Source organism: Streptomyces sp. NPDC060002, assembly GCF_042737245.1.
In the GTDB taxonomy this organism is placed as follows: domain Bacteria; phylum Actinomycetota; class Actinomycetes; order Streptomycetales; family Streptomycetaceae; genus Streptomyces.
In genome coordinates this window covers 53,645-64,638 of record NZ_JBHWUW010000020.1, presented here as the reverse complement: position 1 = coordinate 64,638, position 10,994 = coordinate 53,645, and the positions used below count along the sequence as shown (strand labels likewise).

The following is a 10,994-nucleotide window of genomic DNA, read 5'->3' as shown; positions in this document are numbered from 1 at the left end:
GGAGTTGCCCCGGGTGCCGAGAACGCCGCGTTCACACCAGCCCCCGCTCCGCCGGCGCCGCGTACACCGCGTCCGCCGAGTCCGGCGGCCTCCGGTCCTGTGTCGTGCGTACGAGCTCGGGGCCGACCGGCGCCTCGTACGCGTCGTCGACGCCGGTCAGCGCGGACAGCTCGCCCGCGGCCTGCCGGGCGTACAGCCCCTTTACGTCCCGCTCGCGGCACACCTCGACCGGGGTCGGGACATGCACCTCGATACACGGTGTGCCGCTCTTCGCGTGCCGGAGCCGCACCGCCTCGCGGCTGTCGGCGTAGGGCGCGATCACGGGGACGACGGACAGGACGCCGTTGCCGGCGAGACCTCCGAGGAAACGGGCGAGCGTCGTCCTACCCGCGCTCGGCAGTCCCGTGAGCCAGACCGTGGCCTTTTGTGTCTTGGGCGCGACGGCCCTCGGTGGCACGACCCCCGGCTTGTCGGTGTGAGTGACTCATGGCGCGTGCGGGGCCACTCCCGCGAACTGCGCTCCCGCGTCCCGCAGCCGCTCGTGCAGTCCCTGGAACACGGCCGCGGAACGGGTCCCCGGCCAGTCCTCGGGCAGCAGGCGGGCGGGCAGGCCGGGGTCGGTGTAGGGCAGGTGACGCCAGGAGTCCAGGGCGAGGAGGTAGTCCCGGTAGGCCTCCTCCGGAGGGGTGTCCGGACGCTGCAGCCAGGCGTGCAGCACGCGCGCATGGCCGTCGAGGAACGTCTCGTGCTCCTTGGCGATGGCCGCAAGATCCCACCAGCGGGCGACGGACTCGACGGTCGGCGAGAAGCCGAGGTGCTCGCCGCGGAACAGGTCCACGTACGGGTCGAGACGCAGCCGTCGGAGGGTGTGCCGGGTCTCGTCGTGCAGCCGCGCCGGCGCGATCCACACCCCCGGTGCGGCGGTACCGAACCCCAGGCCGGCGAGCCGCGACCGCAGCACATGCCGCTTCTGCCGCTCCGACTCCGGTACGGAGAACACCGCCAGCACCCAGCCCTCGTCCGGCGGCGAGGCCGTGGCGTAGATGCGCCGGTCCCCGTCGTCGAGCAACTGTCTGGCCTCGTCGGACAGTTCGTATCCGGCCGCGCCCTGCGCCGTACGGGCCGGCAGCAGCAGTCCGCGCCGCTTCAGCCGGGACACCGAGGAGCGTACGGAGGGCGCGTCGACGCCGACCGCGGCTAGCAGCCGGATCAGCTCGGCGACGGGCACCGGGCCCGGCGCGAAGCGGCCGTACGCGCCGTAGAGCGTGACGATGAGAGACCGGGGTGCGGGCTGGTCGGACACGTTGATCATCTTAGGTCTTCGGTATCACTGCTGGTCACCATTGGTGTCATCACTGACGTGATCCTCACTGCGCTCCTCGGCGTGGCCCCCGGCGTGATCCTCGGCGTGGCCCCGGCTGGGGGCTTCGGCGTGGGCTTCGCCGTGGTCGTGGGCGCGCAGCCTGAATCTCTGGAGCTTCCCGGTCGCCGTGCGGGGCAGCGCGTCCAGGAAGACGAACTCGCGCGGGCACTTGTACGGTGCCAACTCCTCCTTGAGGAAGGCGCGCAGCGCCTCCGCGTCGCGCCGAGCGCCCGCCCGCAGCACGGCGAACGCGACGGCCACCTGCCCCCGTTGCTCGTCGGACCGTCCCACGACCGCCGCCTCTACCACGTCCGGGTGGCGCAGCAGCGCCTCCTCGATCTCGGGGCCGGCGATGTTGTACCCGGCCGAGATGATCATGTCGTCGGCGCGGGCGACGTACCGGAAGTAGCCGTCGGCCTCACGGACATAGGTGTCGCCGGTGACGTTCCAGCCGTCGCGCACGTACTGCAGTTGACGCGGGTCGGCGAGGTAACGGCAGCCGACCGGGCCGCGTACGGCGAGCAGTCCGGGCTCGCCGTCGGGCACGGGCCTGCCACCCGGGTCCTGCACGCGCGCGTGCCAGCCGGGGACGGGGACACCGGTCGTCCCGGGCCTGATGCGTTCGTCGGCGGCCGAGATGAAGATGTGCAGCAGTTCGGTGGCGCCGATGCCGTTGATCAGCCGGAGCCCGGTCCGCTCGTGCCAGGCCCACCAGGTGGCGGCGGGCAGGTTCTCGCCGGCGGAGACACAGCGGCGCAGCGAGGAGACGTCGTACGCGCCGGGGTGGTTGGGCCCGTTGAGGTCGTTGAGGTCGTTGAGGTCGTCGAGTATCGCGCGGTAGGCGGTGGGAGCTGTGAACAGTACGGTCACCCGGTGTGCGGCGATCGCGGGCAACAGCTGCCGGGGACCCGCCTGTTCGAGCAGCAGCGCACTGGCGCCGGCCCGCATCGGGAAGACCACCAGTCCGCCGAGGCCGAAGGTGAAACCGAGCGGGGGACTGCCGGCGAAGACATCGTCCGGAAGCGGTTTCAGTACGTGCCGCGAGAAGGTGTCGGCGATCGCCAGCACGTCCCGGTGGAAGTGCAGACAGCCCTTCGGACGGCCGGTGGTGCCGGAGGTGAAGGCGATCAGTGCCACGTCGTCGGAAGCGGTTTCGACGGCTTGGTACGGCTCTGGCGGCGCCGACCGCCTCAGCAGATCGTCGGGGGCGTCACCGCCGTACGTCGTGATCCTGAGCCCGGGTATCTCCGCCTTGGCGAGGTCGTCCACGGCCCTGATGTCGCACAGCGCGTGCTCCACCCGCGCGATCTCGCACATGGTGCGCAGCTCGTTCGGCCGCTGCTGGGCCAGGACGGTGACCGCGATCGCGCCCGCCTTCAGCACCGCCAGCCAGCAGGCCGCGAGCCAGGGTGTGGTGGGGCCGCGCAGCAGTACACGGTTGCCGGGGACGACCCCGAGGTCGCCGCTGAGCAGATGCGCGATCCGGTCGACGCGGATGCGCAGCTCCCCGTACGTCCAGGACGGCCCGGAGCCGGTGTGAAACACGGGCCGGTCGGGGGCGGCGCGGTCCAGCAGCTCGGCGGCGCAGTTCACCCGATCGGGGTAGGCCAGTTCAGGGAGTTCGAAACGGAGGTCGGGCCAGTGGCCGGGCGGCGGAAGGTGGTCGCGCGCGAAGGTGTCGACGTGGGCCGAGACGTTCATGGGCGTTCGCCCCCTTGCCTGGATGGACTGTCCGGCTGGGCTGCCCGGGCGGGCGTCGTCTTGGGGTCGCACAAGGAGCGTAGCGCGTTGGTGACGACAGTCAAAGGTCCGCGATACCGTCGGGGGAGGGCGCTAACGGCCGGGCTGAACATGAGGAGCACGAACACGGCACGGCGACTGCGACCTCTCCGGCACGTCAGAAACGGTTACGGCAAGCCCGCCGCAGCGGAAACAGCACGTCGGAAACAGGTAGAGCAGAAACAGGCACGGCAGAAACAGGAACAGCAGAGACGGGCACGACAGGAACGCGGCAGGAACGCGGCAGGAACGGGCACGGCAGGAACGGGCACGGCAGGAACAGGCACGACAGGAACAGGCACGACAGGAACGCGGCAGGAACGCGGCAGGAACGGGCACGGCAGGAACGGGCAGAGCAGAAGACCCGGCGGAGACAATCCGGCGGCAACAGATGCAGCGGAAACAGCAAGTCGGAAACAGGTGCGGCGGAAACACGAGCAGCAGAGACAGGCACGCCAAGACAAGTCCAGCAGGTCACGCACGGCACAAGTCCAGCAGGTCACGCACGGCAGAGGGGACAGGCGATGCCCGCATTCTCGCTCGAACCGGCACAGGCCGCCTGGTGCGCCGAACTGCGCGCCCTCGCCGCCGAACGGCTGCGCCCACTCGCCGAGAAGGGCGAACCGGGTCGCGTCAACCGCCCGCTCGTCGCCGAACTCGGCCGGCTCGGCCTGCTGCCGCGACTGTTCACCTCCGGGGCCGTCGACCTGTGCCTGATGCGCGAGTCCCTCGCGTACGTCTGCACGGAGGCGGAGACCGCGCTCGCGCTGCAAGGACTGGGCGCGCATCCGGTCCACGCCCACGGCACCCCCGCCCAGCGGCAGCACTGGCTGCCCCGGGTCACCGACGGCACCGCGATCGCCGCCTTCGCCCTGAGCGAGCCGGGCGCGGGCTCGGACGCGGCGGCCCTGTCCCTGGCCGCCGAGCGGGACGGGCCGGACGGCTGGCGGCTCACCGGGGAGAAGTGCTGGATCTCCAACGCTCCCGAGGCCGACTTCTACACCGTCTTCGCCCGCACCACCCCGGGGGCCGGCGCCCGTGGCGTAACCGCTTTCCTCGTTCCCGCCGACCGTGCCGGCCTCACCGGCTCCGCCCTCGACATGCTCTCCCCGCACCCCATCGGCGCCCTCCGCTTCGACGCCGTCCCGGTGACGGCGGACGACGTGCTCGGCGAGCCCGACCGCGGCTTCCGGGTCGCCATGGGCACCCTCAACCTGTTCCGCCCCAGCGTCGGAGCCTTCGCCGTCGGCATGGCCCAGGCCGCCCTCGACGCGACCCTGGCCCACACCGCCCGACGGGACGCGTTCGGCGGCAAGTTGAGTGGCCTGCAGGCGGTCGCCCACCAGGTCGCCGAGATGGCCCTGCGCACGGAGGCCGCGCGTCTGATGGTCCACGCCGCGGCGACGGCGTACGACAGCGGTGCTCCGGACGTCCCGAAGCGTGCCGCGATGGCCAAGCTGTTCGCCACCGAGACCGCGCAGTACGTCGTCGACACGGCCGTCCAACTCCATGGCGCACGGGCCCTGCGTCGCGGCCATCTGCTCGAGCACCTCTACCGGGAGGTGCGTGCGCCGCGGATCTACGAGGGGGCCAGCGAGGTCCAACGCGGCATCATCGCACGGGAGTTGTACGCCGAACTCGCAGACCTGGAGGTCAGGTGACCACCGAACGCGTCAACCCGCCCGAACTCTCCCCGCCTATCGGCTTCTCGCACGCAGTCGTCGCCACCGGCGGACGGATCGTCTTCCTGGCGGGCCAGACCGCACTCGACGCCGACGGGAAGATCGTCGGGGAGTCGCTGCCGGAGCAGTTCACCCGGGCGCTGACGAATCTGCTGGCCGCGCTGACGGCGGCGGGCGGTACGGCGAGGGACCTTGCGCGCGTCACCGTCTACGTCACGGATGTCGCCGTGTATCGCGAGAAGGCTGCTGAACTGGGCGCAGTCTGGCGGGAGCTGGCGGGCCGTGACTACCCGGCGATGGCGGTCGTCGGGATCGTACGACTCTGGGACGAGCAGGCACTCGTGGAGCTGGATGGATTCGCGGTACTTGACCAATGAATCGGGCCGGTAACTGGTATCAGCGACGGCTTGCGTAACCGATGTCAGCGACTTGTTTCCGTAACCGGTGTCAGTAACCGGGCTTCCGTAACCGGTGTCAGAAACCGGCTTCTGTAACCGGCATCAGCAACCGGTCGGTAACCGGTATCAGCACCCGGCTTCGGTAACCGGTGTCAGAAACCGGCTTCGGTAACCGGCATCAGCAACCGGTGGGTAACCGGTTTCAGCGCCCGGCTTCGGTGAGGTGATCGGTGGGCCGGCCCTGATGACCAAGGTCAGGCGGCGGCGGCCAGCTGTCCGGCGGTCACCCGGTGCGGGTCCACGACCCGTCCGTCGGGCAGCAGTTCGCCGGAGTCGTCGAAGACGATGGTGCCGTCGCACAGCAGGTTCCAGCCCTGCTCGGGGTGGGCGGCGACGATGTGTGCGAGGTGTGCCGGGTGGGCGTCGGCAGAAGCGCTGGGAAGCTGGTGAGAACACATGGAGCACCTCCACGTCGGTGGGGTCGGCCGTCCGGTCGGCCCCCATGGTTAGACCATGCGCCCGGCCCGCGGGCATCTCCAGAGGGTGCTCGGAAGCGTGACAGCACCAGGACAACTCCGGGACGGTTCGTCGATGACCGGTGTGGACTCGCCACCGAAGGAGTGACGATCACCGCCCCGGGCACGCCCGCCCGGTACCTGTGGAGGCCCCTCACAACAGGAGGTACTCCCATGTCGTTGCGTCCCGGCCTCTCCGCGGCCGTCGGTGCCGTTCTGCTCCTGCTCGCCGCCCCGGCGGTCACGGCCACGGCCGATCCGTCGGAGTCCGTCACCGTCGACTTGGTCGGCGGTATCGCCTCGGACGGCACCGTCACCCTCTCGGGCACCTACCGCTGTGTAGGCAACACGGGTCCCGTCTTCGTGAGTTCCTCGGTCGGCCAGGGTTCCGACAAGGGCCGGCACGGCATCGGCGGCACGCGTGCCGTGTGTGACGGTGCCGAGCACGCCTGGAAGAACACCGGCAAGGCCACCCCGGCCGGCCTCGTACCCGGGACCGCTCACGTCGAGGCCACGCTGATGGAACTCCGCCCCCAGGGCAACCTGCCGCTGCCCCGCTTCCGCGCGGCGCAGGAGCGGGAAGTCACCCTGACCGCCGGCTGAGCGGCCGGTCCTGGGCAGCGGGCCCCTGGACGGGCACCGCATCCTGAGCGGCGGGCCCGACAGACGGCCCGCCGCCACGGCTGTCGGCGGTCGGCTGAGCCAGGGCGTTTGAAGTGTCAAACGCACGGGCCGGCAGTCGACGATCATCCGATTGATGTTTCAAACATCATCTCGACGGCCCACCTGGCCCGGCTCCACGACGCCAGAGCGGCGACCATCCAGCCTCCATCGCCATCGCCATCGCCATCGCCATCGCCATCTCCATCTCCATCTCCATCTCCATCTCCATCTCCATCGCTGTCGCTGTCGCTGTCGCTGTCGGCGGCAGCGGCGGCGAAGGCGTTCGCGAAGGTTCCTGTCCGACCGCGCCTCGGTCGAACGCTTCCGCTCCCAGGTCGAGCTGTACGTCGGCCGGGTCGAGGGCGCCGACCCCGCCGACCCCGACAGCACCCTCATCCGCGACCCCGGCGCCTTCTGGGACGCCACAGCCAGGTGGTCCGGCCGCTCCCGCCCCCGCCGCTTCCGACCCGTCCGGTCCCGGCGCGGGCTCAGACCGGGTAGGCGTGGGTCTGGGTCGCCTTCACCGTCGCCCAGACCCGCGCGCCCGGGTGCAGGTCGAGTTCGGCCGCGGCGACCGTGGTGAGGTCCGCGGCGAGCGGGAGTTCGCCGGTGAGGTCGGCGCGGATCTGGTCGCCGTGGGTCTCCAGACCCGCGACCTCGCAGCGCCAGAGGTTGCGGGCGCTGGCGCCGGTCGGGCGGTCGCGGTACAGAGTGACCGCGCTCGGCGGGAACGCCACGAACACCGGGCCGGACAGGACCTCGGTGGTGGTGAGGGGCGGGCCGGCGTCGAGGCGGACGGTGTGGCCGTCGGCCTCGCCCCGGTAGAGGTTCAGGCCGACCAACTGCGCGATGTAGTCCGTACGGGGATGGCGGGCGATGTCGGACGGCGCGCCCTCCTGGACGACCCGCCCGTGCTCGACGACGACCAGCCGGTCGGCGAGCACCATGGCGTCCAGCGGATCGTGCGTGACCAGGACGGCGACGGCCTCGAACTCGGCCAGATGGCGGCGGAGTTGGGCACGGACCCCCAGCCGGGTGCGTGCGTCCAGCGCCGCCAGCGGCTCGTCGAGGAGCAGCAGTCGCGGGCGGGTGGCCAGCGCGCGGGCCAGGGCGACCCGCTGGGCCTGACCGCCGGACAGCCTGCGCGGCTTGGCGCCGGCGTGCGCCGCCAGACCCAGGCGGTCCAGCCACGCGGCGGCCTGGGCACGGGCCTCCGCCTTGGTCGCGCCCTGGCAGCGCGGCCCGAAGGCCACGTTGTCCAGGGCGGTCAGATGCGGGAAGAGCAGATAGTCCTGGAAGACGACACCCACCGGACGGGACTCCGGTGGCGTTCCCTCCAACGCGCTGCCGTCCAGCCGTAGTCGGCCGTCGGTGAGCGGCGTCAGGCCGGCGAGCGCGCGCAGCGCGGTGGTCTTCCCCGCGCCGTTCGGACCGAGCAGGGCGACCACCTCACCCGGCGCCACACTCAGCGCCACGTCGAGACGGAACGTGCCGCGCTCCACGACCAGGTGGGCGTCGAGCCCGTCCGCGGGGGCGCCGGCGCGGACGTCGGGCCGGTCCGCGGACGCATCGGTGGACGCATCGGCGGACGCGCCGGCGCGGCGGACGTCGTGGACGGACCGGGAGCCTGCTGCGGTCTCCTGGGCCTGGGGCTGGGCCTGGGGCTGGGCCTGGGCCTGGGGCTCGGTCTCCCGGGGCTCGGTCATCGCGCTGTCATCCAACGGTCGCGCAGGCCCGCCAACACCGCGACGGACACCGCCAGCAGGACCAGGCTGAGGGCGATGGCGGCCTCCGGGTCGCTCTGAAGGGCCAGATAGACGGCCAACGGCATGGTCTGGGTACGGCCGGGGAAGTTGCCGGCGAAGGTGATCGTCGCGCCGAACTCGCCGAGCGCCCGGGCCCATGCCAGGACCGCGCCGGCCGCGATGCCCGGCGCGATCAACGGCAGCGTGACCCGTCGGAACGCGGTGAAACGGGAGGCGCCGAGGGTGGCGGCCGCCTCCTCGTAGCGAGGGTCGGCGGCGCGCAGGGTGCCCTCGACGCTGATGACGAGGAACGGCATGGCGACGAACGCCTCGGCGATCACGACCCCGGTGGTGGTGAACGGGAGTGTGACGCCGAACCAGGAGTCGAGCCACTGCCCGACGATGCCGTTGCGGCCCAGCGCCATCAGCAGCGCCACCCCGCCGACGACCGGCGGCAGGACCAGCGGCAGGGTGACGAGGGCCCGGACGAGGCCGCGTCCGGGGAACTCGACGCGGGCCAGCAACCAGGCCAGCGGCACGCCGAGCACCAGACTCACGGCGGTCGCGGCGGTGGCGCAGACCAGCGACAGCCGGAGCGCCTGCCACACCTCGGCGCTGGTCAGCAGCTCGGGCAGGCTGCGCCACGGGGCCCGTACCAGCAGGGCGGTCAGCGGCACGACCAGAAACGCCAGGCCGATCAGCGCGGGCACCAGCAGGGGCAGCGGCACGCCGTGCACCTGGGTCCGGACACGCCGAGGTCGCGGCCCACCCCGGATGGCGTCGGCCGCGACGTCGGACCTGTCGGTCGGGAGGGTCACGGCTGGAGGAACCCGGCCTCGGTCAGGACCTTCTGGCCGTCGGCGGACCGCACCAGCGCGATGAACGCCTTGGCTGCGTCGGCGTTCTCGGTGTCCTTGAGCTGGACGATCGGGTAGCCGTTGATGGCGTCGGCGGACTCGGGGAACTCCACGCCCTCCACCTTGTCACCCGCCGCGTGCACATCAGTCCTGTAGACGACGGCCGCGTCGGCCTCCTTCAGCTCGACCTTCGTCAGGGCGGCCTTGACGTCCTGCTCGTAGGAGACGGGGGTGAGCTTCAACTTGCCGGCGTCGAGGGCCTTCTGCGCGGCGGCGCCGCAGGGCACCGTCTTGTCGCACAGCACGACCTTCAGGCCCGACCTGGTGAGGTCCTTGAGAGAGGCGATCTTGTCGGGGTTGCCCGGCAGGGTGGCGATCTCCAGTTGGTTGCGGACGAAGGTGGCGGGCGTCCCCGAGGCGTCGCCCGCGTCTGTCACGATCGCCATCGTCTTGGGGCTGGCGGACGCGAACACGTCCGCCGGGGCGCCCCCGGTGATGCTCGCGGCGAGGGAGTCGCTGCCGCCGAAGCTGAAGGTGACCTTCGTACCCGGGTGCGCCTCCTCGAACTCCTCGCCCAGCGTCGTGAAGCTCTCCTTCAGCGAGGCCGCGGCGAACACGGTGACCGTGCCGGACAGCTTGTCCGACGCGGACGCGGATGCGGATGCGGAGGATCCCGACTTCGCCTTCGAGGAGTCGCCGGACGACGAGCAGGCGCTCAGGGCCAGCAGCGCGGTGACTCCCAGGGCGGCCACCTGCATCGGTCGGCCGGTCCGGCGCGCGGTACGGGTCATCACGGGTCCACTCCCTCTGGTCCTGACGGACACAATCACGTGTGGTCCTGGCGGACCATCTACGGTCTCTCGACGACCACGTTGGTCGACTTGATCACGGCAACCGCCGGAACACCGGGTTCCAGCTCCAGTTCCTCGGCCGACTCGCGGCTGACCAGCGCCACCACCCGGAACGGTCCGGCCTGGATCTCCACCTGCGCCGACACATCGCCGAGGAGCACGTCGGTGACGATGCCGGAGAGGCGGTTGCGGGCCGAGGAGCCGGTGGCCCCCCATTCCGCGCGGCGCACCTGCCGGGCGTAGGCCGCGAGGGCCGGCCCGGGGATGATCCGGCGGCCCAGCTCATCGCGTTCGGCGGCGAGTCTCCCGCCGTCGACCAGCCGCCTCACGGTGTCGGCGCTCACACCGAGTAAGGCTGCAGCGTCCCCGATCCGGTAGGTGTGCATGCGCTGATGATACTGCCGCAGATTCGAGGGAAAAGTCTTCTGTCGCTTCGCATGAGCCGGAACTGTGATCGACGGAGGTGGCATGTGCGTTTGCATGGGAGGCGGCTCCGGGTACGGTCATTCAGGAGGTGGTAGCCAGTGAGCCAGTCCCTCGCAGCTGCCGGCACGACCGCCGGTACGACCACCAGTACGGCCGCCGGTATGGCTGCCGGTACGACCACCAGCACGGATGCCGGTACGACCACCAGTACGGCCGCCGGTACGACCAGCAGTACGGCTACCGGTCCGGCGGCGGAACTCGTTCTCGCCGGTGATCTGACCCGGCCGGCCCGGCTCACGGTGCCCGACCTGCTCGGCTGGCCGCAGCACCAGGCCGAGGTGACCTTCGAGTGCGCCACCAGCGGCGTCCGGCACCACCGCTTCACCGGACCGCTGCTGCACGAGGTCCTCGCGGACGCCGGCCCCGGCTTCGACCCGGCCCGGCGCAAGGACCGCCTGCGCTTCCTGATCGCGGTGTCCGGCGCGGACGGTCACCACGCCCTGCTGTCCTGGGCGGAGATCGACCCCGACTTCGGGCGCGCGCCCGTCCTCCTCGCGGTCACCATCGACGACACCCCGCTCGACCGCGCCGGACCCCACCTCGTCCTGCCGCAGGACCGCTGCGGCGCCCGGCACATCAGCGGCGTCAGCGCGATCCGCGTGGACGGCGGCTACACCTCGTGGGCGTGACACTGAGCGATATCAGTCCGGCGACG

The 10,994-nt window shown here is 71.5% G+C and carries 12 protein-coding genes; 4 read left to right on the top strand and 8 right to left on the bottom strand.

Features of this window, described 5'->3' with window-relative positions; translation table 11 throughout:
* Positions 1–31 precede the first annotated feature (31 nt).
* Genes ACFWBD_RS19530 through ACFWBD_RS19520 form a run of 3 tightly spaced genes read right to left on the bottom strand, consistent with a single transcriptional unit; the run spans position 32 to position 3,064 of the window.
* Positions 32–457: an adenylyl-sulfate kinase gene (locus tag ACFWBD_RS19530; RefSeq protein WP_385668033.1), complete on the bottom strand. Its 426-nt coding sequence runs from the start codon at positions 455–457 to the stop codon at positions 32–34.
* Positions 458–484: 27 nt separating this feature from the next.
* Complete coding sequence (locus ACFWBD_RS19525) at positions 485–1,312, bottom strand: PaaX family transcriptional regulator C-terminal domain-containing protein (protein ID WP_385668031.1); 828 nt, start codon at positions 1,310–1,312, stop codon at positions 485–487.
* A gap of 15 nt (positions 1,313–1,327) precedes the next feature.
* Complete coding sequence (locus ACFWBD_RS19520; protein WP_385668029.1) at positions 1,328–3,064, bottom strand: AMP-binding protein; 1,737 nt, start codon at positions 3,062–3,064, stop codon at positions 1,328–1,330.
* 602 nt (positions 3,065–3,666) lie between these two features.
* Between ACFWBD_RS19520 and ACFWBD_RS19515 the strand changes: the two genes are divergently transcribed.
* Entirely contained in the window at positions 3,667–4,803 is a 1,137-nt protein-coding gene (locus ACFWBD_RS19515; protein ID WP_385668027.1) for an acyl-CoA dehydrogenase family protein, read from the top strand.
* Positions 4,800–5,201: a RidA family protein gene (locus ACFWBD_RS19510; RefSeq protein WP_385668025.1), complete on the top strand. Its 402-nt coding sequence runs from the start codon at positions 4,800–4,802 to the stop codon at positions 5,199–5,201. Before ACFWBD_RS19515 ends, ACFWBD_RS19510 begins: the two co-directional genes overlap by 4 nt.
* Positions 5,202–5,476: 275 nt before the next feature.
* On the opposite strand, the gene ACFWBD_RS19505 is transcribed toward ACFWBD_RS19510, so the two are convergent.
* A complete protein-coding gene (locus ACFWBD_RS19505; protein WP_385668024.1) occupies positions 5,477–5,680 on the bottom strand; it encodes a DUF5999 family protein in 204 nt (67 codons plus the stop codon).
* 231 nt (positions 5,681–5,911) lie between these two features.
* On the opposite strand from ACFWBD_RS19505, the gene ACFWBD_RS19500 reads away from it, so the two are divergent.
* Positions 5,912–6,340 (top strand): DUF6299 family protein, encoded by a 429-nt coding sequence (locus tag ACFWBD_RS19500; RefSeq protein WP_385668022.1) that lies wholly within the window; start codon positions 5,912–5,914, stop codon positions 6,338–6,340.
* Between the two features lie 548 nt (positions 6,341–6,888).
* Here ACFWBD_RS19500 and ACFWBD_RS19495 read toward each other — a convergent pair.
* Genes ACFWBD_RS19495 through ACFWBD_RS19480 form a run of 4 tightly spaced genes read right to left on the bottom strand, consistent with a single transcriptional unit; the run spans position 6,889 to position 10,239 of the window.
* Positions 6,889–8,106: an ABC transporter ATP-binding protein gene (locus ACFWBD_RS19495; protein WP_385668020.1), complete on the bottom strand. Its 1,218-nt coding sequence runs from the start codon at positions 8,104–8,106 to the stop codon at positions 6,889–6,891.
* A complete protein-coding gene (modB, locus tag ACFWBD_RS19490; protein WP_385668018.1) occupies positions 8,103–8,963 on the bottom strand; it encodes a molybdate ABC transporter permease subunit in 861 nt (286 codons plus the stop codon). Before modB ends, ACFWBD_RS19495 begins: the two co-directional genes overlap by 4 nt.
* Entirely contained in the window at positions 8,960–9,793 is an 834-nt protein-coding gene (gene modA, locus ACFWBD_RS19485) for a molybdate ABC transporter substrate-binding protein (RefSeq protein ID WP_385668016.1), read from the bottom strand. The genes modB and modA overlap by 4 nt, the downstream gene beginning before the upstream one ends.
* Positions 9,794–9,852: 59 nt before the next feature.
* Entirely contained in the window at positions 9,853–10,239 is a 387-nt protein-coding gene (locus ACFWBD_RS19480) for a molybdopterin-binding protein (RefSeq protein ID WP_385668014.1), read from the bottom strand.
* A 201-nt stretch (positions 10,240–10,440) separates the two neighbouring features.
* Between ACFWBD_RS19480 and ACFWBD_RS19475 the strand changes: the two genes are divergently transcribed.
* On the top strand, positions 10,441–10,968 hold the full coding sequence (locus ACFWBD_RS19475) for a molybdopterin-dependent oxidoreductase (protein ID WP_385668130.1): 528 nt from the start codon (positions 10,441–10,443) through the stop codon (positions 10,966–10,968).
* Positions 10,969–10,994: the final 26 nt, after the last annotated feature.

Excerpts from the sequence above, each read along its gene's own strand:
- ACFWBD_RS19520 (WP_385668029.1), bottom strand. The coding sequence starts at position 3,064 with ATGAACGTCTCGGCCCACGTCGACACCTTCGCGCGCGACCACCTTCCG.
- modA (WP_385668016.1), bottom strand. The coding sequence starts at position 9,793 with ATGACCCGTACCGCGCGCCGGACCGGCCGACCGATGCAGGTGGCCGCC.
- ACFWBD_RS19500 (WP_385668022.1), top strand. The coding sequence starts at position 5,912 with ATGTCGTTGCGTCCCGGCCTCTCCGCGGCCGTCGGTGCCGTTCTGCTC.
- ACFWBD_RS19480 (WP_385668014.1), bottom strand. The coding sequence starts at position 10,239 with ATGCACACCTACCGGATCGGGGACGCTGCAGCCTTACTCGGTGTGAGC.
- ACFWBD_RS19475 (WP_385668130.1), top strand. The coding sequence starts at position 10,441 with ATGGCTGCCGGTACGACCACCAGCACGGATGCCGGTACGACCACCAGT.
- ACFWBD_RS19515 (WP_385668027.1), top strand. The coding sequence starts at position 3,667 with ATGCCCGCATTCTCGCTCGAACCGGCACAGGCCGCCTGGTGCGCCGAA.
- ACFWBD_RS19505 (WP_385668024.1), bottom strand. The coding sequence starts at position 5,680 with ATGTGTTCTCACCAGCTTCCCAGCGCTTCTGCCGACGCCCACCCGGCA.
- ACFWBD_RS19525 (WP_385668031.1), bottom strand. The coding sequence starts at position 1,312 with ATGATCAACGTGTCCGACCAGCCCGCACCCCGGTCTCTCATCGTCACG.
- ACFWBD_RS19495 (WP_385668020.1), bottom strand. The coding sequence starts at position 8,106 with ATGACCGAGCCCCGGGAGACCGAGCCCCAGGCCCAGGCCCAGCCCCAG.